The organism is Longilinea arvoryzae (genome assembly GCF_001050235.1).
Lineage (GTDB): Bacteria > Chloroflexota > Anaerolineae > Anaerolineales > Anaerolineaceae > Longilinea > Longilinea arvoryzae.
In genome coordinates this window covers 4,115,046-4,138,254 of the sequence record NZ_DF967972.1, presented here as the reverse complement: position 1 = coordinate 4,138,254, position 23,209 = coordinate 4,115,046, and the positions used below count along the sequence as shown (strand labels likewise).

Genomic DNA, 23,209 nt, shown 5'->3' with positions numbered 1-23,209 from the left:
GCTGGCGCCGCACCTGCCGGTGGGATTGGGCCTGGTGCCGCGCAGCGCGGGTGTGCCAGTCTTTGGACCGACCGCGGTCCGGCTCGAACCTGTGGATATCGAGATGAAAGCCTGAAGCGAGGAATGCGCATGGACGCTGGCATGATTTGGGAAGCAATCTTGAAATCGCTGTTCTTGATTTTGTTTATGACGGCCGGTTTTGCCTACGTCACCCTCCTGGAACGGCGCGTTCTGGCGCGCATGCAGGTGCGCATCGGGCCGAACCGGGTGGGTAAATTCGGCTTATTGCAGCCCATCGCGGACGCCGTCAAGCTGATTTTCAAAGAGGAATTGATTCCGGCTGGCGCGGACCGGCTGATGTTCGTACTGGCGCCGGTCATCACGGTAATTCCGGCTCTGATCATCACCGGGGTGATCCCGTGGGGCACGTCGATCCGCCTGTTCGGGCGCGAAATCTCGCTGGTGATCGCCAACGTCAACATTGGCGTGCTGTACATCCTGGCGGTCACCTCGATCTCGGTCTACGGCATCACCCTGGCGGGCTGGTCGTCGAACAACAAATATGCCATGTTCGGCGGCCTGCGCTCCACGGCGCAGATGATCAGCTACGAACTGGCGCTGGGCCTCTCGCTGGTCGGCCCGATCCTGTTGACCGGTTCGATGAACGTGAACGATATCGTCGCGGCCCAAAAGACGCTGCCCTATGTGCTATTACAGCCGGCCGGATTCATCGTCTACTTCATGGCCTCGCTGGCCGAAATCAACCGGGCGCCCTTCGACATGCCGGAAGCCGAGCAGGAACTGACGGCCGGGTACCACACCGAGTATTCCAGCATGAAATTCGCCCTGTTCTTTATGGCCGAGTACATCAAGATGATCGCGGTCGGGATGATCGGATCGACGATGTTCCTGGGCGGTTTTCAAGGCCCGTTCGTCGACCAATTGCCCTGGCTGGGACCGATCTACCTGTTCGGCAAGGTGATCCTCTGGCTGTTCGTCGACATCTGGATCCGGGCAACGCTGCCGCGCATCCGTTACGACAAGTTGATGGCGCTGGGTTGGAAGGTCATGTACCCGGTCGCGCTGCTCAACGTGTTGGCCACCGGCATTCTGGTCGTGTTGACCGGGCCGCATTGAGATTAACGGTAGGAAGGAGGCTGGAATGTTCCAGGGATTGCTCACCACACTCAAATCGATGTTCGAAAAACCGGTTACCATCCAGTATCCGGAACAGAAACGTCCGGTCCGCGAGCGTTTTCGCGGCCGGCACACCTTGAAACGCTACGAGAACGGCCTGGAGAAATGCATCGGCTGCGCGCTGTGCGCCGCGGCCTGCCCGTCGGACGCGATTTTCGTCGAAGCGGCTGAAAACACGGACGAAGAGCGCTATTCTCCCGGCGAGCGTTATGCCAGCACCTATGAAATCAACATGCTGCGCTGCATTTTCTGCGGTTTTTGCGAGGATGCCTGCCCGACCGAGGCGATCGTGTTGGGTGACAACTACGAGTTGACCTTCACTGACCGCGGCAGCGCGATTTATACGAAGGAAATGCTGATCGAGCCGGTCAAGGAAGGCGGTAAGCCCACGCCGCAGGTCACACCGCCGGGAGTGTTCACGCGTTCGGTGCCTGAGATGAAAGATCCAGCAGATTAGGGAGGAAACATCATGCCGCCTCTGGGTGTAACGCTTTTGTATGGGTTGTTGGGGCTGGTATCGGTCGGCTCGGCGGTGGGGCTGCTGGTGAGCCGCAGCGCGATCTACTCGGCCCTGTTTTTGGTGCTGAACTTTCTGACGGTGGCGCTGCTGTACCTGCTGCTGGGCGCGCCGTTCATCGCCCTGGCGCAAATCACGGTCTATGCCGGCGCCATCATGGTGCTGTTCCTGTTCGTGATCATGATGCTGGGCGCCGAAAAGCTGACCCCCACCTCGCTGAACATCCGCAGCCTGCGCGGCCTGACCGTGGTGCTGGGCGTCGTCCTGGCAGCCGAGATCGGATTGTTCCTGGTGGCGCGCGGCGGCGTGGCGGCCATCCCGGCCGAGCCGGCCCTGACGTTCGGCGACCCACGCGCCGTGGGGCTCATGCTCTTTCAACAGTACGCCCTGCCTTTCGAGGTCACCTCGGTGATTTTACTGGCGGCCATGGTGGGGGCGATCGTCCTGACGCGCGGCGATTTGAAAGACCGCCAGGCGCGGCGCGTGCAGCCGCTTCCAAAGAAAGATTGAAACCCGCGGCGGGACGCGGATTTGAGAATGGGGCGGGACACAGGTTGGAAAATGGGGCGACCTGTGTGTCGCCCCCAACAGAAACGGTCGGAGGCTTGAAATGCCCATCACCTATTATTTGATCCTTTCCGGCATCCTTTTCACCCTGGGAATCCTGGGGGTGATTTTGCGGCGCAATGCCATCATCCTTTTCATGTCGCTGGAATTGATGTTCAACGCGGCCAACATCCTGTTCGTGGCCTTCGCCGCGTATTACCAGGTCCTCAGCGGCCAGATGTTCGTGTTCTTTGTCATGATCGTGGCCGCCGCCGAGGTGGCGGTGGGATTGGCCTTGATCGTGACCATCTTCCGCAGCAAGAACAGCATCAACGTGGATGAACTCAGCAGCTTGAAGGGCTGATTTCAGGTCCCCGAGGAGTGTGATATGCACCTGGAAACGATTTTGCCGGACCCGATCTTTGCCCTGGCGCCCTGGGTGGTGTTCCTACCGGCCATCGGATTGATTTTGAACCTGCTGGTGGGCAAACGTCTGGGCGAGAAAGGCATCGGCGCCATCGCCAGCCTGGCTTCGGGCGGAGCGTTCGGCGTGGCGGTGGCCCTGACGCTGGCACTGGCTCGCCACCCCGCAGGCGCGACCGTCCCGCTGCTGAATTGGATCACGATCGGCGACCTGAGCGTCAACTGGGCTTTTCGCGTGGACACCCTGGCGGTGACCATGATGCTGGTCGTCTCGGGCGTGGGCACGATCATTCACATCTATTCGATCGGTTACATGCACAGCGACGTGCGCCACAACGGCGATCCGCAGCGCTTTCGCCGGTTCTTCGTTTACCTCAATCTGTTCATCACCCTGATGATGATCCTGGTCAGCGCCGACAACTATCTGATGCTCTTCGTGGGCTGGGAAGGCGTGGGCCTGTGCTCCTATTTGTTGATCGGCTTCTGGTTCGAGAAGGGCAAGGATGGGATCGGTAACGCCCTGGCCGCCAAGAAAGCCTTCATCGTCAACCGGATTGGCGATTTCGGCCTGCTGCTGGCACTGTTCTTCCTGTTCTGGAATTTTCACAGCTTCGATTTTGCCACCATCTTCGCCCAGGCGCCTCAGGTGGCCGCGGCAGCCCCGTGGGTGGTGCTGGCGATCACCCTGTTCATGCTGCTGGGCGTGACCGGCAAATCGGCCCAGATTCCGCTCTATGTGTGGCTTCCGGACGCCATGGCCGGCCCGACGCCGGTCTCGGCGCTGATCCATGCCGCCACGATGGTGACGGCGGGCGTTTATCTGGTGGCGCGCTCGCAGGCGCTATTCACGCTGGTGCCCGCGGCGCAGACGGCGGTTACCTGGGTGGGCGCCGGCACGGCGCTGTTCGCGGCCACCATCGCCGTGGGGCAGTACGACATCAAGAAGGTGCTGGCCTACTCCACCATCAGCCAGTTGGGTTTCATGGTGGCGGCGGTGGGCATGGGCGCGACTGTGGCGGGCATGTTTCACCTGGTGACGCACTCCTTCTTCAAGGCGCTGCTCTTTCTCTCGGCCGGTTCGGTGATCCTGGGCATGGAGCACGGCGCCGAACATGGCGATCTGGACCTGCAGGACATGCGCAATATGGGCGGGCTGCGCCGGCGAATGCCCCTGACCTTCTGGGTCTACCTGATCGGCGCGCTGGCGCTGGCCGGGGTGGCTCCGCTGGCCGGCTTCTTCTCGAAGGATGAAATTCTGGCGGCCGCCAGCCGGCAGGCTCCGGCGGTTTTCATCGTCCTGGTGATTGCGGCGTTTTTCACCGCCTTCTACATGGGCCGGCAGGTGCTCATGGTCTTCTTCGGCCAGCCGCGCAGTCCGGCCGCCGGTAAGGCCGTCGAGAGCCCGGCGCTGGTGACCGTCCCGCTGGTCGGGCTGGCGCTGCTTTCGATCGGCGGCGGCGCGCTCAACCTGCCGGGAATTTCTACCCTGGAGACCTGGCTTGAGCACAGCCTGAACGGGGTACGCGCCGGAGAGTTCTTGCTGCCGGTGGCAGCCGGGTCGCTGGGCGTGGCGCTGCTCGGGATTGGAATGGCCTGGTGGATCTACGGGCGCAGGCCTCTTGCGGATGCCAAGACGCCCGATCCGCTGGCCAGATCGCTCGGCCCGGTCTACCGCGGCATGGAGCGCAAGTGGAACGTGGACGAGCTCTACCACTGGATCCTGGTGAGGCCGTATCAGGCGCTGTCCGCTTTCCTGGCCGGTCCGGTGGACCAGGGACTGATCGATGGATTGGTGAACGGTATTGCCGACCTGCTGGCCTGGCTGGCCGGCCTGGTGCGCAGGCTGCAAACTGGTTACGTGCGCACCTATGCATTTGCCGTTCTGGTGGGCGTGGTGGCCGTGCTGGCCTATCTGGCGACGGTCGCCGGCCGTTGACAGCCGCGGGCTGTTGACAGCCGCAGGCTGTTTACAGCCGCAGGCTGTTGAACCCGACTGAGGACATACTGTACGTCGAGGACAGGTTATGAACTTAGGAAATCCTCTCATCCTGGTGACTTTTCTCCCGCTGGTCGGGTTTTTCATCATCCTTTTGTTGAACGCCGGGCAGAAGAACGCCATTCGCTGGGTGGCCCTGATCACAACGCTGGCCGATTTCGGCGCGGCGCTGTGGCTGCTGGCCCTATTCCAGGCGGGCGAGTCTGGGCTGCAACTGGTGATCAAGCAGCCCTGGCTTTCGTTGGGCGGCCTGACGGTGAACTTTTTCCTGGGCGTCGACGGCATCAGTATTCTGATGGTACTGCTGACCGGCCTGCTGACCCCCATCGCCATTCTGTCCACCTGGTCGGCGGTGCAGGAACGCGTGAAAGGCTTCATGCTCTTCTTCCTGCTGCTGGAAGTGGGCATGATGGGCGTCTTCCTGGCGCAGGACCTGGTTGTGTTCTATATCTTCTGGGAGTTCACGCTGGTGCCGATGTATTTCTTGATCGGCGTGTGGGGCGGCGAACGGCGCATTTACGCCGCGGTCAAGTTCTTCCTGTTCACCATGGCCGGCTCCATTTTGCTGCTGCTGGGGATCATCTTCCTGGCCGGGCAGGCCGGCACCTTTGCCATGGATGAACTGATCAACAGCCGGGCCCTGTTCGCCGGCGCGCAGACGACGCTCTTCCTGGCGTTTGGCATTGCCTTCGCCATCAAGGTGCCCATGTTCCCGCTGCACACCTGGCTGCCGGATGCGCACGTCGAGGCGCCGACAGCCGGCTCGGTCATCCTGGCGGGCGTGCTGCTGAAGATGGGCGTCTATGGTTTCCTGCGCTTCAATTTGCCCCTCTTCCCCGAGGCCACCCGCCAACTGGCGCCCTGGATCGGCGGGCTGGCGGTGGTGGGCATCCTGTACGGCGCGGCGGTTTCGTACATGCAGAAGGATGTCAAGAAGCTGGTGGCGTATTCGTCCGTCAGCCACCTTGGATTTGTCATGCTGGGCGTTGCGGCGCTCAATCCGCAGGGCCTCAGCGGTGCGATTTTGCAGATGGTCAACCACGGCCTGAGCACGGGTGCGCTCTTCCTATTTGTGGGCATGCTGTACGAACGCCGTCACACGCGCGAGATGGAAGCCTTCGGCGGCATCTGGAAAGTGATGCCGGTGCTGGGCGCACTGGCGCTCGTCATCACGCTGTCGTCGATGGGCCTGCCCGGCCTGAACGGTTTCATCGGTGAATTCACCATCCTGGTGGGCGCGTTTGGTTCAAAGGCGCTGGGCAGCCCGTGGTTCGGCGGGGTGGCGACGCTGGGCGTGATCCTGGCGGCGGTTTATCTGCTGCACATGTTCGAGAGAGTCTTTCTGGGGCCGATCAAACATGCTGAAAACCTGACATTGAAGGACCTTAACCTGCGCGAAATGGCGACCTTGATACCCCTGTTGGTTTTAATCTTCTGGATCGGCCTGTATCCGCAGCCGTTCTTCGCTTTGATCAACCCATCCGTGGAACGCCTGCTGACCCTGGTCGGGCTGCCCTAAGGGAGGAAACGAATGACACTGAACCTGGATGACCTCTATACCATTCTCCCGGTGCTGGTGACGGCGGGTTGGGCGGTGGCGTTATTGTTGGTGGATTTATTCATCCCCGAAAAACACAAGGGCTGGATCGCCCTGCTGGCAGTGCTGGGGCTGGGCGCCGATCTGGGACTGACTCTGGCCATGCGCGGGCGCAGCCAGACGGCTTTCAACGGCATGGCCGTGCTGGATGGCTTCACCGTCTTCCTGGACGTGATCATCCTGTCGGCAGGTATGGCCGGTATTGCCCTGGCGTATGACTACCTCAAGCGCATGAAGATCGAGCGCGGCGAATATTACGTCCTGCTGCTATTCTCGATCAGCGGCATGTTGCTGATGGCGCAAGCCTATGACCTGATCATCGTCTTCCTGGCGCTGGAGCTGCTCTCGATCCCGCTGTACGTGCTGACCGGTTTTGCCCGCCCGCGCAGCGAATCGGAAGAATCGGCGCTCAAATATTTCTTCCTCGGCGCTCTGGCCTCAGCGTTCTTATTGTATGGGGTGGCCCTGATTTTCGCAGCCACGGCGCACACCGACCTGGTGGGTATCCAACACGCGTTTGTGGATAGCTCCCGGCCGGTCAACCTGGCGTTGTTCGCCGCGGGGGCAGCGATGGCGCTGGTGGGGTTGGGCTTTAAAGTCGCGGCCGTGCCCTTCCACATGTGGACGCCGGATGTCTACCAGGGTGCGCCGACGCCGGTGACCGGCTTCATGGCGGTGGCGGTCAAGGCAGCCGGCTTTGCCGCGCTGCTGCGCGTCTTCTTGACCATTTTCCCCGGCCTGTCGGCTCAGCTCACGCCCATTCTGTGGACGATGGCGGTGCTGACCATGCTGGTCGGCAACCTGCTGGCCATCGCGCAGAACAATATCAAGCGCCTGCTGGCCTATTCCAGCATCGCCAATGCCGGTTACCTGCTGATGGCCTTCGTGCCCTACGGAAACGGCGAAGTAGCCGGCAACTCGCTGGCGGCCATGCTGTTCTACCTGGTGGCTTACGGCCTGACCAGCTTCGGCGCCTGGGCGGTGGTGACCGCGATGGAAGGGGCCGAAGGGCGCGGCCTGGATTTGAACGATTATGCGGGTCTGGGCAGGAAATATCCCTGGCTGGCCGTCTGTATGCTGGTGTTCATGCTTTCGTTCGCCGGCGTACCCCTGACGCTCGGTTTCTGGGGCAAGTTCTACCTGTTCAGCGCGGCGGTGCAGGCCGGTTTCATCAGCCTGGCGCTGATCGGCCTGCTGACCTCGGTGCTTTCGGCATACTACTACCTGCGGGTGGTGGTGATCATGTTCATGCGGCCGGGTGAGCCGGTCGTGCGCCGGGACGCAGCCCTGTCGCTGGTGACGCTGGTTTCTGCGGTGGCGGTGGTTGGGCTGGCCTTCGTGCCCAACACGCTGCTGGAACTGGCCAGACAGGCGCTGATGCGGCTGTTATAGAAACTCACCCCAGAGACCCAGAGAATCCAGAGTAGATAACCGGGACGGATTGAGCGAAAAGTAGAGCATCGATGCAGGTGTGGCGAAGGAAAGGCGCGCTTATTCCGTGGAAGCCAGGAATCGATCTGGCGGAAGGGTTGTGTGGTAAAATTGCGATTGTCCGCCCCCGTAGCTCAATTGGATAGAGTAATGGACTTCGAATCCAGGGGTTGAGAGTTCGAGCCTCTCCGGGGGCACCTGAAAGTCATACCCGCGTCGGTCACCTCATGAGACTGGCGAAAAATCCTCTACTAAGATTTCCCATCCGTATAAATATATTGTGTGTATAATACGGCTATTATTATTTGTTATTTATGATCAAGAAGTAAATAATGGTTTGAGTAAAAGAGCTTCTTCGGGGAATTGTTAACAAGCTCGTGGATTCCATGCAGCCGGTTAAAACATCCCACCCAAAGGGGGTGATGGCATCGGGATTATCGTTGCCCAAAATGATTGCACCATCGTAGCCGCGCTCAACGTGTATTGATTCCCGTACCGAGCGCTCGGTCAGGACGGCCGGTAGGCCGATCTGAAGGCGTTGCCGATTCTTTGCCGTTTTTGACCGCCCATCAACCATCCCAACCCTACCAGTCCCTTAGGAGAATGATATGCGCAAGACCCTGTTAAGCGTAGTGGGTCTGTTGGTTGTCGTGACGTTGCTTATGGCTCCCCTGCAAGGCAGCGTCAAAGCCCAGACAACCGTTCCCCCGCAACCCGAACGTCAGTATGAAGAACTCCCCCAGGAAGTCATCGATGCCTTTGCCGATGGCATGACCGTGGACGAATTCCTGGCCCAAAACAAGGGCCCGATCCCGATGGCCTTATGGGATCTCACAGACAAAAAGATCGCGGTTGTCATCGAGATGGGTGCGCCTGCGCTGTTATCCAACTTAATGGCGAGCGGGAAAACCCCTGAATCCGCTCCTGCGTTTACCCAGCAGAATTACTCGGCGCAATTAATGAAGGCTCAAGATCCATTGGTCTCCAAGATCGCCACGGTGGGCGGAAACGTCATCAGCCGCTATACCAAGGTTTACAATGGCGTGTTAGCGATGGTTCCGGGCAAAGAGATCAATGCGCTGCGCGGTATGGCGGGCGTGAAGGCCATCCACAATGCGCCGCTTTACGAACCGACGTTGGCAGCCAGCGTTCCCCTGATTCAGGCCGACGATGTCTGGGCGGCTACACCCGGTTATGACGGCACGGGTGTGACCATTGCCGTGATCGATACCGGTATCGATTACACGCATGCCGCTTTGGGCGGTGCGGGTACGGTGACTGCTTACGCGGATAATGACCCGGATGTCATCGAGGCCGGCAGCTTCCCGACCGCCAAGGTGATCGGCGGGTATGACTTCGCTGGCACGAATTATGATGCCGGTGGCGATACCGACGAACAATTGATCCCGGTACCGGATGATGATCCGCTCGATGAGGGTGGGCATGGAACGCACGTAGCTTCGACGGCCGCGGGTATGGGCGTCGAGGGCGTCATCGGCAAAGGCGTAGCGCCCGCCGCAAGTTTGTACGCTTTCAAGGTATTTGGCGCAGAGGGTAGCACCAACCTGGTGGTGGATGCGCTCGAAAGAGCCATGGACCCGAACGGCGATGGCGATCTCTCGGACCGCGTGGATGTGATCAACATGTCGCTTGGCTCTTCCTGGGGCGTGGCTGATCCGAACGATCCCGAACAGGTGGCGGTCGATCTGATTTCGCAGATGGGCACCGTGGTAGTTATCTCATCCGGGAACTCAGGCAACGCGTCTTATGTCACCGGTGCACCAGGTGTTGCGGATTCGGCGATTACGGTGGCGGCCAGCACGACCGGTTATGTCACGATGCCGGTCGTTAAATATAATAACGATACCCAGATGGCACCTTACCAAACGGGGAATTCCTTTACCACTGCAATTACAGCGCCGCTAGTGGATGTCGACAGGTTGGATGGCGATACACCAGTGCTGGATGAAAATGACGATCCTCTTGATTTTGCCACTGGTGAATTGTGCTTTCCATCATTGATTACCGATGCGACCGCGTTGGAAGGCAAAATCGCCCTCGTGCAGCGGGGTATTTGTTCCTTCGCTGAAAAAATTCAGAATGCGGATGACCTGGGTGCATTGGGTGTAATCATCTACAACGATGGCCGGCCGGAAGCAGAAGAATTCTTTGGCATGAATACCGTTCCAGCGACCCTGCCGGCGGGTTCCACGGTTCACTCAATTGGTCTGGCGCTCAAAGCGTTTCATAACACGACCGTAACAGTTGGCCCGGATTCAGTAGTTAAAATTGTGCCATTCGATGCCGCTGACAAGGTGGCCTCTTTCTCCAGCCGAGGGCCACGTGCTTATGACTCGAAACTTAAACCCGAAATTACCGCCCCTGGTGTAGCAATTTACGCAGCAGCCATGGGAACCGGTTCAGATGGCGTGAGTTATGACGGCACTTCGATGGCTGCGCCGCATGTGTCGGGTGTGGCTGCCTTGATGAAGCAGGCGCATCCCGATTGGACCGTCGAGCAAATCAAAGCGGCTATGATGAATACCGCCGATGATCTGAATGCTACCGATACGAAGGGTTACCAGGTGATTCCACGCACCGGTGCAGGTCGGGTGAACGCTTTCAGCTCGGTTAATACAACATCGATCGCCACCGGCGACGCTGATTTGGTCAGTTTAAGCTGGGGTACGATCGAATTCGACGCAGGTTTTGCAAATTACATTGTTCCGGAAGCCAAGCAAATTCGATTGCAGAACTTAGCAGAAACGGATCGGACTTACGACATCGCAGTGAATTTTACGAGCACAAGCGCAGGAGTCGACTTACAAATAGCATCTTCTGTGACCGTCCCGCAGGGAGGAATGGTAGCTTTACCGATTACCTTGACCTTACACCCTAGTATGGTTTTTAACAATACTTTGGAAGAGAGCTACGGTTTCATTACTTTCACCCCTACCGATGGCGGCAACATCGTGCGCGTGCCGTTCTACTTCATTCAACGCCCGTACAACACGTTGACTGAATTAAGCAGCACCAAGACCGTATCTGCTGATGGAGTCACTCCGGCTGTCATCGATTTCGCAATATCGGGTTCGACGGTGTCGAACTTGTATCCCACGACTCTGGTAGGGATTGATCCAAATGAACCCGAAATTCTCGATCGCGGCGATCTGCGTGCTGTGGGCATGCGCTATTCAGGCACATGGGATGAGGGCAATGAATTGGACATGGTCTTTGCCAATTGGGGGGCTGTGCATACGCCGCAGAATGTCTTTAGCGAAACGGATGTTTACCTCGATGTAGATCGAGACGGTGTGCCCGATTATGTGCTGTTCAATTACAATGCTGCAAAGTTGAAGGATGCCAATGATAATGATGATCAGTGGATTGTATTGGCCTACGACCTGAAAAATGCTTTATTCGATTTGGCCAGCCCGGTTTATGCCTATGCTGATTTCGACTCAGGCGTAATGGCATGGTGGTTGTTTGATAAATCTGTGGGATTGTCTGACACGAACAGCCGCTTCGATTATGCCATTTATAGTTATGATGGCACCGGCGCAGAGGATGAGGGTCCGGCAGGAACCTTCGATATGCTCCAGGATCCTTATATATCGGATCTTTCAGCTGTTAATAGTATGCCACCGGTGGATGGAGCTGTAATACAGTTATCCGTATACATGAATAGCGGCGCTGGTTATCTGACAGCCAAACCGTTGGGTGTCTTATTGGCCGATTTCAACGGACAACCCGGAACCGGACAGGCTTATGTTATTCACCTGGATGCCACCGGCATTCCGACCATCTATCTGCCATTGATTGGCCGGTAAAACCGGACAACCTGGTTGATTTTTAGCGCAGCCGCGCTGAAACAAACCATTACTGCCCTGAGGGGAGACCCTCAGGGCAGTATTTATGACAAAACATTCAAATTGGGTAAATATGATCTATAATACTTGTACAAGGGGAATTGATCGCTATTCGAATTGGTTTGAGTTGACCCGAAAGGATGTGAAATGTATACCGTCAACGATCTCTTGAAGATCAAAGGCCGCGCGGTTTGGACCTGTGACCCGCACACATCACTCCTGGATGCCCTCAAGTTGATGGCCGAAAAGAACATCGGCGCACTGCTGGTGAAGGATGGTGAGCGGGTGGTTGGAATTGTCTCCGAACGCGACGTGGCGCGCCGGATCGCCGAGGTGGAAAGCTGCCCGTTGGACGCGGAGATCAGCGAATTCATGACCCTGGACGTGATCGTCGTCCGGCCGGACCAAAGCACCTCGGAATGCATGCAGTTGATGACCCGCGAGCACATCCGCCATCTTCCGGTGATCGAAAATAGCCAACTGGCGGGCATGATCTCGATCGGCGACGTGGTCAGCGCGTTGATCGGCGAGCAGGCCTCCACGATCACCGGTCTGGAAAATTACATTCTGGGGCGGGATTATAACCGCTGAAACAGCGGCGATCCCGCTCTATTTCAATAGCGTGACCCGTTCACCGCGCAGCACGGGGTCGCCGTGTTCGGCGTCGATTTCGATTGTGCCGCTGATGAGCCAGGGGCCGCCGGCCTGCAGGGCCGAACGGTTGCGGCGGTAGGCGTCCGGGAAGAACACCACATCCAGCAGACCGTCCAGGTCTTCGAGTGTGAGGAACATCATCCACTCGCCTTTGGCCGTGCGGCTGCGGCGGCTGACCTGGCGCAGGCCGGCCACGGTGACGCGCTGCCCGGGGTGGCTGATGGCCTCGAGGGTGGAAACGGCGTGTGCGGCCTGGATGCGTTCGGCCAGCAGTTCCAGCGGATGCGCTTCCAGGCTGACGCCGAGGATTTCCTGCTGGGCGGCCACTTTTTGCTCCAAACTCCAGTCGCCGCTGCTCTCAGTTTGCATCTCGAATAGGGCCGGCTGCCCGGCGCGCCAGCCGCCCGGAGTGATGCGTTCCAGCAGGGCCGGAATATTGCCGAGGCCTTCCATCGCGCCGCAGCGCGCCAGGGCTTCGGCTTCCTGGCGGCGCGGATCGACGCGCGCCAGAAAATCGTCCAGCGAGGAAAAGGGGCGCAGGCGGCGGATGCGTTCGATGACGCGGTGGGTCAACCCGCGTACCTGGTCGAGGCCCATGTAAAGGACCGGCTCGCCGGCCGGGTAGCATACGCTGAACTGTTCGGCGGCATGGTTGATGTGCGGCGGACGCACCACCAGCCCCAGGCGGCGCGCTTCGCTCAGGTAGACGCGCTGCGAATAATAGCCGCCCCAGTTGGCCAGCACGGCGGCCATGAACTCGGCCGGAAAGTGGGTTTTGCACCACGCGCCGCGCCAGCCCACCTGTGCGTAAGAGGCGGCGTGCGCCTTGGGGAAGCCGTAACCGGCGAAGGCAGCCATCAATTCCCACACCCGCGCGCCGGTTTCGGGCGGCACGCCGCTGTGAACCTGCGCGCCGGCGATGAACTTTTCGCGCAGCGTGATCATCTGCTTGCCGGGGTCGAAATGCGACATGGCCCGGCGCAGCAGGTCGGCTTCAGCCAGCGAAAGCCCGGCCAACTGGTTGGCGATGCGCAGCACCTGCTCCTGGTAGAGGATGACACCGTAGGTATCCTCGAGCAGCGGAGCCAGTGCCGGGTGGATGTGCTCGACGGCTTCTTCACCCTTGAAACGGCGCACGAAGGCATCCCGCAGGCCACCCTGCAGCGGGCCGGGCCGGTAGAGCGCCAGCGCCACCATCAGGTCAGCCGGCGTGCGGGCGTGAATATCGCGCAGCGTGGCGCGCATGCCCGGGCTTTCGATCTGGAAGCAGCCGATGGTCTCGCCGCGTTCGATGCGCGCCGAGGTCTCCGGGTCGTCCGCGGGAATGTTCTCGAGCACTTCGAGCGGGTCCTGGTAACGCGTGCGCTGCCAGGAGTACAGCGATTCGGCCACATCGCCCAGCACGGTCAGGCCGCGAATGCCCAACAGGTCGATCTTGACCAACCCCATGGCTTCCACCGCCTCCAGGTCGAGCTGGGTGATGGAAATACCCTTGCTGCCGGAGCGCATCAAGGGGACGCGGTCGGTGAGCGGCGTGGGGCCGACCACCAACCCGCCGGCGTGCACCGAGAGATGGCGCGGCAGTCTCAGCAGCGCCTGGGCCTGCTGGAAGATGCGCTGGTGGAGCGGGTCGGTGTAGGCCACGGAAAGTTCGGCAAACGCCGAAGCCGACTCGCCGCCTTCCTCCTCGCCATCCCGGCGCGCCCAGAAAGCGTGCGGCAGGGCATCCGCCAGGGCCCGCACCTCAGACGGGGCCAACCCATTGGCCTTGGCCGCGTCCGTCACGGCCGAACGCGGGCGGAAGCGGTTGATGATGCCCACCATGGCGGTGCGGTCGGCGCCGTACACTTCGAACACGTGCCGGATGACCGCATCCCGCCGGCGCGAGCACAGGTCGGTGTCGATGTCCGGTGGGGTGGAACGCGCCGGGTTGAGGAAGCGCTCGAAATACAGATCCAACGCCAGCGGATCGGGACCGGTGATGCCGATACAGTGCGCCACCAGCGAGGAAGCCGCTGAGCCGCGCGATGAGAAGGGCGTCCCGCTGCGGCGGGCGTAGTTGAGGACCTCTTCGACGATCAAAAAGACGGGCTCGAAGCCGCGCCCGGCGATGACCTCCAGCTCGTGGTCCAGGCGGGCCTGGATGGCGGGGGTGATGTGGCCGTACAGGCGGCGCGCGCCATCTTCCGCCTTTTGGCGCAGGGCCTGCTGCGGGCTGAGGCCGGGCGGCAGGGGCACCTGCGGGTAGAAGGGCTGCCCGAGCGGGAGCTCCATCCGGCAGCGGGCGGCGATTTCGAGGGTGGCCTCCAGCGCGCCGGGGATGGCGCCGTACTGGCGGCGCATCTCCTCCGGGCTGAGGAACCAGGCGCCCGGCGGGGCCACGTCCTGCGGCGCCAGCCGTCCGATGGGGCAATTGCGGCGAATGGCGGCCAGCGTGCGCTGCAGGGCGGCCTGCTCGGGCAGCAGGTAATAGGCCGGCGGCGCGGCGACGAAAGGCAGTCTCAGGCGGCGGGCTTCTTCGGCCTGGTATTGCAATTCTTCGCGGCCGCCGGGGGGCGCGGCCAGCGCATGGTACAGGCGCCCCGGGAAGGCTTCGGCCAACCCGGCCAGCCTGCGCCCGGTGGGGTCGCCGAGGTTTCCGGCCAGCACCAGCAGGTCGGTGCTGTGGGCGTCCAGCGTCGCCAGCGGCAGGCAGGGCTCATCCTCGCCGGGCAGCATCAGCGCGCTGCTCAGGCGGCACAGATTGGGCCAGCCCTGTTCGCCGGCGGCCAGCAGGGTGATGGGCCGGGGACCATCCGGATAGTTCAGCTCCAGGTCCAAGCCCAGCAGCGGTTGCAGGCCGGCTTTGCGGCAGGCGGTGTAAAACTCGACCGCGCCGGTCAGCAGGCGGTGATCGGTGAGCGCCAGGGCGGGCAGGCCGCGCGCGGACGCCGCCTGCACCCACTCGCCGGGCGAGGGCGGCGCCTCGAGCAGCGAATAGTTCGAATGCAGGTTGAGCGGAACGAAGGCGGCGTCCATCGGATTAAGCATATCACAGACCCTCGGGTGAGGCGGCTTGCTGGTACAATCATTCCATCCCACGAGGTCGTTGATGAGTCGACGAGTTATGAGTCAAGAGTCGCTGCTGATCATTCCATTTGAAAAATCGGAAATTCATTCCGATAATGAGAAGACAAACCCGGGTGATTGGCTGGCTGTCGCTGGAGGCAAGGGCAGCAACCTGATCCGGCTGGCGCAGGCCGGTTTGCCGGTGCCGGGCGGGTTTATCCTTTCCACGCAGGCCTACCGGGCGTTCATCGCGGCCAACGATCTGGAAACGCGCATCCTGGCCGCGCTGCCGGAAGGCGCAGAAGAAATGGAGACGCTGGAAGCGGCTTCGGCATCCATCCGGGCGTTATTCGCGGACGGGCAGATACCCGCGGAAACCGCGAATGGAATTCGCGCCGCTTACCGCTCGCTGGGCGGCCCGGCCGTGGCGGTGCGTTCATCGGCGACCGCCGAGGACCTGCCCGAATTGTCCTTCGCCGGGCAGCAGGATACCTACCTGAACGTGATCGGCGAGGCAGCCCTGCTGGATGCGGTGGTGAAATGTTGGGCCAGCCTGTGGACCGCGCGGGCCATCGGTTACCGGATGCGCAACCACGTGCCGCAGGAGGGTATGGCGCTGGCGGTGGTGGTGCAGCGCATGGTTCCCGCCGAGGTTTCGGGGGTGCTGTTCACGGCCAATCCGCTCAGCGGGCTGCGCAGCGAGACGGTCATCGACGCCACTTTCGGCCTGGGCGAAGGGATCGTCTCCGGACAGGTGGAGCCGGATCATTTTGGGGTGGATACCCAGTTCGGGCGGGTCACTTCACGCCGGCTGGGCCGCAAGGCGCTGGCCGTCAGGCCGCGAGATGGCGGCGGCGTTCAAAGCGAGGCAAACCCGGAGGTGACCCGCCAGGCGCTGCCGGATGAGGTGATTTTGGAATTGGCCGCGCTCGGGCAGCGGGTGGCGGCGATGTACGGGCAGCCCCAGGATATCGAGTGGGCCTGGGCGGAAGGGCGGTTGTCGCTGCTTCAATCCCGCACGGTGACCTCGCTCTTTCCAATTCCATCCGCCGTCCCGGCCGAACCGCTGCAGGTGTTCTTCTCCTTTGCAGCCGTGCAGGGCATGCTCGACCCGATGACTCCATGCGGTAGGGATGCCATTCGCCAGCTCTTGACCGCGGGCGCTCGCATCATCGACGCTCATTACACCGCCGAAACTCAGACGATTCTCTTCGAAGCCGGTGAGCGCTTATGGATTCGCCTGACACCGCTTCTGCGCAACACGGTCGGGCGTAAACTTGTCCCGATGGCGATGGCTTTTATCGAACCTTCCACCCGCCAGATTATTCTGCAACTGTTGGATGAACCCAATCTGCGGCCAGAGCGTGAAGGAATCTCCTGGCGGGCGCGCCGGCAGCTTGCAAGGTTTTTTCTGCCGTTGGCCGGAAATGTGGTGTTGAACCTGCTCTCGCCCTCCGCGCGCCGTAAGGCCATTTTGAACCGGACGGAAGCCGTGCTGAAAGAAATCGGAACGCGCATGGCCGCGGTTCAAGGAAGCCCGCGCGAACGTCTGGCGCAACTTTCCCGCTTATTCCCCAAAATGATCGAAGAATTCCTGCCGCATAACCTGATCCTATTCATTTCTCTGGTTGCGTCCGGAATGGCATCCTTAAATCTGCTGCGCGTACGCCTTCAGGATCTGCCATCCCAGAACGGCGGCTGGACGGATACGCTGCTGGAACTGACACGCGGGCTGGCGTACAACCCCACAACCGAGATGGATCTGGCGTTATGGGCCGCCGCCTGCGCCATCCGCCAGGATCCGGCGGCTCTGGCGGAGTTTGCAGATCATTCGGCAGCTGAAATGGCGCAGCGTTGGATGGCGGGCGGGTCGCATCCTGCCACTCAGGCGGCACTCTCCAGTTTCATGCAACGCTACGGCGGGCGCGGCCTGGGCGAGATCGACCTGGGCAGACCACGCTGGGTCGAGGATCCTACGCACGTTTTCGAGATCTTGAGCGGTTACCTGCAAATTCAACCGGGTGAACATGCGCCGGATGAGACTTTTGCACGCGGAGCGGCGTCCAGCCAGCGGGCACTGGAGCAATTGGCAAACGCGCTGGGTGAGACGCACGGCGGCTGGATCAAGGCTCAGCAGGCGCGTTTCCTGGGTCGGCGGATTCGCGAATTGATGGGAACGCGTGAATCTCCAAAATTTTTCATGGTGCGACTGTTCGCACAGTTCCGTTGGGCCCTGTTGAGGATCGGAGAGGAGTTGGTAAAGGCAGGCGATCTGGCGCACGCGGATGACCTGCTCTATCTTGACTTTCGTGAACTGCACGATTTCGCAACCGAACCGGAGGGGCAATCCGGGCGCGATTGGCACAGGCGAATCGTAGAACGGCGCGAGGCCTATCAACGTGAACTGCTCCGCCGCCAGGTGCCGCGCCTGCTACTTTCGGACGGACGCGCCTTCTATGACGGCATGGCCGGCAACGGGCATGCCGGGCAACTGACCGGCAGTCCGGTGTCGCCGGGTGTGGTGGAAGGGCGCGTGCGGGTGGTGTTCGATCCGCGTAAAGCCGGCCTGCTGCCGGGCGAAATTCTGGTGTGCCCCGGCACCGATCCCTCCTGGACGCCGCTGTTCCTGACCGCGGCCGGCCTGATCATGGAGGTGGGGGGCATGATGACCCACGGCGCGGTGGTGGCGCGCGAATACGGCATCCCGGCCGCCGTCGGCGTGGATCGGGCCACGTCGCAGTTACGCACCGGGCAGCGGGTTCGCCTGAACGGCTCGAGCGGGGTGATCGAAATCCTGGGCGAGACCCATCCGGCGGTCGCAGAGACGCCAACGTTTTAAAAAGAAAACCTCTTCGCAACCGGTGCGGAGAGGAAAATCAGTCTAGTCCAGGGCGGCTGTACAGCGAATCGATTTACAGGCAATCAACCTCTATTTGTTTCGCTGCCGGCGCCGCCCTTATTTTTCCGATCCATTCGAAGTATAGAATCGGGTTCTTAATCCCGGATGAAAAAGTTGTAAAGATTTGGTTAATTCCACCCGGCAGGCAGGGTCAGCCCGGCCTGTCCGGCGGCCTGCTGGGCTGCCTGAAATTCGGCGGCGGTGGGCGGGCGGTTCAGCGGGAAGTGTTCGCCGGCATGAAACTCGGGCCGGTACTGTCCCATCAAGTTCAGGGCCGTGTTGGGCGAGACTTCCTCTGCCAGGAAGCGGGCGATTTGGCGGATTCCGGCCAGGTGGTTGGGCAGCACCAGATGGCGCACTAGCAGCCCGCGCACGGCCAGCCCTTCCGCGTTAAGCTGCAGGTCGCCCACCTGACGGTGCATCTCGAGCACCGCGGCGCGGTTGTGTGCGGGATAGTTCTTCACCTGCGAATAACGCTCGGCGGTTTTGGCGTCGGCGTACTTCATATCCGGCAGGTAGATATCCACCACGCCGTCCAGCAGGCGCAGGGTTTCGAGCGCGTCGTAGCCGCCGGTGTTGTAAACCAGCGGCAGGCGCAGCCCGGCGCGGGCGGCGATCAGCAGCGCTTCCAGAATTTGGGGCACAACGTGGGTGGGCGAGACCAGGTTGATGTTGTGGCAGCCGCGTTCCTGCAAATCGAGCATGCCGGCGGCCAGTTCGGCGGCGCTCATCTCGCGCCCGGCCGCGCCCTGGCTGATCTCGAAGTTTTGGCAATAGACGCAGCGCAGGTTGCAGCCGCAGAAGAAGATCGTACCCGATCCGCGCCGGCCGCTGAGGACGGGTTCCTCGCCGGGATGAGCACACCATCCGTCCACCCGGGCCAGTGCGCCGGTGTGACAGACGCCTGCTTTCCCGACCAGCCGTTCGGCGAGGCATTTGCGCGGGCAAAGTCTGCAGGGCGAAAGCAGGGCATTTGCCTGCCGGATGCGTTCCTCGAGCGCGCCGCTTTCCAACAGGTTCAGGTAAGCCGGGCGAAAGCTTGCTTCCATCGAAACCTCCAGGGGGATGATAATGCCATATCTATCTTAATCCATAATCGGGACGCTGGAGATCGAAAAAATCCAATTCTGCAGACGCGAAAAATCTGTTCTTTGTAGATTACAATTCTGTTATACAGACAAGACTCACCGCATAAACGGCCGGATTGGAGTAAAATAAACCGGTTTTGCCTGAGCTTGTTTTGACCTTGAGGAGATTATCCCATGGGAATGCCCACCACCCCTGTGCCCTATGATTTTATCGGCGATGTGCTCATCACGCCGCAGCAGATCGAAGACCGCGTCCGCGAACTCGGCCAGCAGATTACGCGCGACTACCAGAATTCGGATCATCTGCTCATCCTGGGCCTGCTGCGCGGCAGCGTCATGTTCATCACCGACCTGATGCGCCATATCCAGCGCCCGATGACGATGGATTTCATGTCGGTGGCATCCTATTCGGGCACAGAGAGCAGCGGATTCATCCGCATCGAAGCCGACCATAAGACCAGCATCCAGAATTGGGACGTCATCCTGGTCGACGATATCGTCGATACGGGCTATACGTTGAACTTCGTGCGCAAGCTGCTGCTCGACCGCAACCCGCGCAGTCTGAAGATCTGCGCCCTGTTGGATAAGGTGGAACGCCGTAAGGCTGCGGTGCCCATCGATTACTGCGGTTTTACCATTCCGGATTATTTCGTCATGGGCTACGGTCTGGATATCGACGAAAACGGCCGCAACCTACCCTACATCTGCTCGGTGAATCTCGAAAAATACAACCAGCGCAGCCAACCCTGATTGCTCCTGGAATCACGAATTTCTCAACCGCCCCTATCGGGCGGTTTTTGTTTTACTGTTGACAGAATCAGTCCTATTTAGGGCTTGAAATGGCCTGCCTGCCCCTCTACAATAAAGACACAATTCAGGATTCGGATCCGGTTTTTAGAACGCAGTCTGAAAGGAATTCTCATGGGCGATTTTCCGGCCGGCCAAACCGGCACCCTGCGTTTGAATGTGGTCCAGGCCGACTACGGCGACAGCCTGATCCTCGAATACGGCCGGGCGGACGCCCGGCATGCCCTGCTCATCGACGGCGGGCCGCCCGGCGTGTATGCCGCCCACCTCAAACCGGCCCTGCAGCAGTTATCCCAGCGCAGCGCGGCGCTGGATGCCATTCTGCTGACGCATGTCGACGAAGACCATGTGGCCGGGCTGGTGGACCTGGCTTATGACCTGGTGGAAGCCAAAGAGAAGAGCCTGCCGCCGCTCATCCCGGTCCGGGCGTTGTGGTACAACACCTTCCGCCAGGCGCTGGGACTGCCGGACTTCGCCTACGACCAGTTCCAGGATTTTTTGGCCACGCCTGCGCCGGACGGGAATGTCAACCCGGTGGCGTTCAGCATCGCCCAGGGAGAACTGCTGCTGGCGGCCGCGCGCGATCTGGACCTGCCGGTCAACCCGGGTTTCGATCAGGGAGTGATCCAGCTCGAGGCCCAGCCGCGCGTCATCGAAACGGACGGCCTGCGCCTGTGGGTGCTGGGTCCCCGCCCGCAGAATCTGGAACGGTTGAAGCAGGACTGGCTCAAGTGGTACGAGACTCGCAAGAAGAAACCCAGCTTCGGCAGCGGCGCGCAGCGGGCGGCTCGGGCGATCGACCGGACGGTCGCCAACCGCAGTTCGGTCATCCTGCTGGTCGAGGGCGGTGGGCGGCGCATTTTACTCACCGGCGACGCGCACGGCGACGATATTCTCTACGCGCTGCAGCAGGCCGGCCTGACGGACGCGAATGGGCGCCTGCATCTGGACGTGTTCAAGGTCCAGCACCATGGCAGCCTGCGCAATGCCTCGCCGGAATTCTTCCAGAAAATCACCGCCGACACTTACGTGATTTCGGCCAACAAGCACCACCAGGACGGCAATCCCGATCTCGATACGCTCAATTGGATTCTGGACGCGCCCCATCCCAACGGCCCGATTCGGCTGGTCGCCACCAATCTGACGCCCACCCTTCAGAAGATCCGGCGCCGAATTCAGAGAGAGAAACTGGCCTGCGAATTGACCCTGCTGCCCGCCGGGCAGCATTGCATTGCACTGTAACCCAATCCCCGGGAGGAACCGCATGACCTTCAACTGGATGATCTTCGGATACGGCGTGCTGGGCGGTGCGCTGGCCGAGCTGCTCAAGTGGTACCAGATGCGCGAAAGCCCGACCCAACCGCCGTACCTGGGCAGCCTGAAGTATTGGGTCCTGACCGTATTGATGGTGCTGGCCGGCGGGCTGCTGGCCGCCGTGCAAAATGTGACCAGCCCGCTGCTGGCGATCAACATCGGCATTTCTGCGCCGCTCATCCTCAAGGCGCTGGCGGCAGTGACTCCCATCCAACCGGCGCAGGCCTCCGCCGGACAGGCGGCCGGGCCGCGCCTGATCGATATGATCGCCGGGCGTTAATTTCAATTCCCAGCGTCGGAGCCAACCATGCCCAAGGCCGAGAAAATCTATATCAATGGCATCAATGCCGCCACAGGCGATTACTTCACCAAACCCATGACCGTCAGGCAGGTGGTGCGCCAGGCGCTGCGCGAGCGCGATCGGCGCATCCCGATTTTCCTGCGCGCGTTCTGGGGCACCGAGCACCTCGGCCCGGAGCCGGATTGGTCCAACCCGGCCGAAGCGGGCTGGGGGGTGGTTTTTCATGAGGCTGAAGATGACCGCGTCCGGCAGGCGCTGCAGCCGCTCATCGATCACCGCCGCACGCAGATCGATGCGGACCGCGTCAAGGTGCTGGATTACCGGGATGGCGAAAGCAAGCAGGATTGGCTGGCGCGTTTCGGCATCACGGCCGGCTCACGCGATCCGCTGCGCGTGCCTTATTACCTGCTGCTGGCCGGCAGCCCGGAGCGCATTCCCCTGTTCTTCGGGCACAGCCTGGATTTCGAATACGCCGTCGGGCGCCTGCACTTCGATAGTCCGGATGAGTATGCCGCCTACGCGCGCTCGGTGGTCGCCTACGAGAGCGCCCCACCGGCCGACCTGCCGCACGGGCGCGAGGCGGCCTTCTTCGGCACGCGCCACCTGTTGGATCGGGCCACCCAGCTCAGCGCGGATGGGCTGGTACGGCCGCTGGTCGAGGGCGCGCCGGCGGTGGGTCCCCTGCCGGCGTATCCTCCGGTGACCGCGGAGGCGAATTACCGGCTGCGCAGTTGGATCGGCGAACCGGCCACCAAGGCCGGGTTGACCGGCATCCTGGCGCCGCCGGCCGGGCAAAAACCGCCGGCTTTCCTGTTCACCGCCAGCCACGGCCTGGGTTTCGCCAGCGGCGACCCCGACCAGACGGCCCGCCAGGGCGCGCTGCTGTGCCAGGACTGGCAGTTGAGATACAGCGTGACGCCCGCGCAGTATTTCGCCGCCGCGGATTTACCGGCCGAAGCCCGCGTTCATGGGCTGGTCGCCTTCCTGTTCGCCTGCTTTGGCGGAGGCACCCCGGCGTTCGACAGGTTCACCGCGCTCGAGCATGGCAAACCGGTTCAACTGGCCCCGCGCCCGTTCTTTGCCGCGCTGCCCAGGGCGCTGCTGGCTCATCCCAACGGCGGCGCGCTGGCCGTCATCGCCCACGTCGACCGGGCCTGGGGCTTTTCGATCCAGAACCCGGGCGCGCTGCCCCAGATCGATGCCTTCCGCAACACCATCCAGCGCATCCTGAGCGGAAAGCCGGTCGGATACGCCATTCAGGATTTCAATTTTCGCTATGCCGATCTATCCATCCAGGTCAGCAGCTTCGTGGAGGAGAAGCTTTACTATCACAAGAACGTGCCAGACGATAAGCTCGCCGTCGCCTGGGTGCAGCGCAACGACGCCGAAGGCTATGTTGTCCTCGGCGACCCCGCGGTGCGCTTACGTTCCTCGGAAATTGATTAACCACGGAGACACGGAGTTCACGGAGAAGAAAGAGAAAAAGGAGAAGAAGAAGGAAGGTGATGGGATCAACAAGACC

16 protein-coding genes and 1 tRNA gene are annotated in these 23,209 nt (G+C 61.1%); 15 read left to right on the top strand and 2 right to left on the bottom strand.

Annotated elements, in window-relative coordinates; genetic code table 11:
* The first annotated feature begins 129 nt into the window (after positions 1-129).
* The 10 genes from nuoH to LARV_RS18475 all read left to right on the top strand — a co-directional run bounded on the left by nuoH (position 130) and on the right by LARV_RS18475 (position 12,167).
* Positions 130-1,137: an NADH-quinone oxidoreductase subunit NuoH gene (gene nuoH, locus LARV_RS18525; RefSeq protein ID WP_075075035.1), complete on the top strand. Its 1,008-nt coding sequence runs from the start codon at positions 130-132 to the stop codon at positions 1,135-1,137.
* Between the two features lie 25 nt (positions 1,138-1,162).
* Positions 1,163-1,654, top strand: a complete 492-nt coding sequence (gene nuoI / locus LARV_RS18520; protein ID WP_075075034.1) for an NADH-quinone oxidoreductase subunit NuoI — start codon at positions 1,163-1,165, stop codon at positions 1,652-1,654.
* A 12-nt stretch (positions 1,655-1,666) separates the two neighbouring features.
* Positions 1,667-2,224, top strand: a complete 558-nt coding sequence (locus LARV_RS18515; protein ID WP_075075033.1) for an NADH-quinone oxidoreductase subunit J family protein — start codon at positions 1,667-1,669, stop codon at positions 2,222-2,224.
* A gap of 100 nt (positions 2,225-2,324) precedes the next feature.
* Entirely contained in the window at positions 2,325-2,624 is a 300-nt protein-coding gene (gene nuoK / locus LARV_RS18510) for an NADH-quinone oxidoreductase subunit NuoK (protein ID WP_075075032.1), read from the top strand.
* A 24-nt stretch (positions 2,625-2,648) separates the two neighbouring features.
* Positions 2,649-4,619: an NADH-quinone oxidoreductase subunit L gene (nuoL, locus tag LARV_RS18505; RefSeq protein ID WP_075075031.1), complete on the top strand. Its 1,971-nt coding sequence runs from the start codon at positions 2,649-2,651 to the stop codon at positions 4,617-4,619.
* A gap of 88 nt (positions 4,620-4,707) precedes the next feature.
* Positions 4,708-6,198 (top strand): complex I subunit 4 family protein, encoded by a 1,491-nt coding sequence (locus LARV_RS18500; RefSeq protein WP_075075030.1) that lies wholly within the window; start codon positions 4,708-4,710, stop codon positions 6,196-6,198.
* Positions 6,199-6,210: 12 nt separating this feature from the next.
* Positions 6,211-7,668, top strand: a complete 1,458-nt coding sequence (locus tag LARV_RS18495) for an NADH-quinone oxidoreductase subunit N (protein ID WP_075075029.1) — start codon at positions 6,211-6,213, stop codon at positions 7,666-7,668.
* Between the two features lie 162 nt (positions 7,669-7,830).
* Positions 7,831-7,904, top strand: a tRNA-Arg gene (locus LARV_RS18490).
* A gap of 411 nt (positions 7,905-8,315) precedes the next feature.
* A complete protein-coding gene (locus LARV_RS18480) occupies positions 8,316-11,537 on the top strand; it encodes a S8 family serine peptidase (RefSeq protein WP_075075027.1) in 3,222 nt (1,073 codons plus the stop codon).
* Between the two features lie 186 nt (positions 11,538-11,723).
* A complete protein-coding gene (locus tag LARV_RS18475) occupies positions 11,724-12,167 on the top strand; it encodes a CBS domain-containing protein (RefSeq protein ID WP_075075026.1) in 444 nt (147 codons plus the stop codon).
* A gap of 18 nt (positions 12,168-12,185) precedes the next feature.
* On the opposite strand, the gene LARV_RS18470 is transcribed toward LARV_RS18475, so the two are convergent.
* Complete coding sequence (locus tag LARV_RS18470; protein WP_075075025.1) at positions 12,186-15,260, bottom strand: DNA polymerase III subunit alpha; 3,075 nt, start codon at positions 15,258-15,260, stop codon at positions 12,186-12,188.
* Positions 15,261-15,321: 61 nt separating this feature from the next.
* On the opposite strand from LARV_RS18470, the gene LARV_RS18465 reads away from it, so the two are divergent.
* Complete coding sequence (locus tag LARV_RS18465; protein WP_083522698.1) at positions 15,322-18,117, top strand: PEP/pyruvate-binding domain-containing protein; 2,796 nt, start codon at positions 15,322-15,324, stop codon at positions 18,115-18,117.
* A gap of 188 nt (positions 18,118-18,305) precedes the next feature.
* On the opposite strand, the gene LARV_RS18460 is transcribed toward LARV_RS18465, so the two are convergent.
* A complete protein-coding gene (locus LARV_RS18460; protein WP_075075024.1) occupies positions 18,306-19,226 on the bottom strand; it encodes a radical SAM protein in 921 nt (306 codons plus the stop codon).
* Positions 19,227-19,445: 219 nt separating this feature from the next.
* On the opposite strand from LARV_RS18460, the gene hpt reads away from it, so the two are divergent.
* The 4 genes from hpt (at position 19,446) to LARV_RS18440 (ending at position 23,133) form a co-directional block, all read left to right on the top strand.
* Positions 19,446-20,015, top strand: coding sequence for a hypoxanthine phosphoribosyltransferase (gene hpt, locus LARV_RS18455; protein ID WP_075075308.1), 570 nt, complete (start codon positions 19,446-19,448; stop codon positions 20,013-20,015).
* A 171-nt stretch (positions 20,016-20,186) separates the two neighbouring features.
* Positions 20,187-21,314 carry a ComEC/Rec2 family competence protein gene (locus LARV_RS18450; protein ID WP_075075023.1) on the top strand — a complete coding sequence of 376 codons (1,128 nt, stop codon included), beginning with the start codon at positions 20,187-20,189 and terminating at the stop codon, positions 21,312-21,314.
* A gap of 22 nt (positions 21,315-21,336) precedes the next feature.
* Complete coding sequence (locus LARV_RS18445; protein ID WP_075075022.1) at positions 21,337-21,666, top strand: hypothetical protein; 330 nt, start codon at positions 21,337-21,339, stop codon at positions 21,664-21,666.
* 27 nt (positions 21,667-21,693) lie between these two features.
* Positions 21,694-23,133: a hypothetical protein gene (locus LARV_RS18440; RefSeq protein WP_075075021.1), complete on the top strand. Its 1,440-nt coding sequence runs from the start codon at positions 21,694-21,696 to the stop codon at positions 23,131-23,133.
* Positions 23,134-23,209 lie beyond the last annotated feature (76 nt).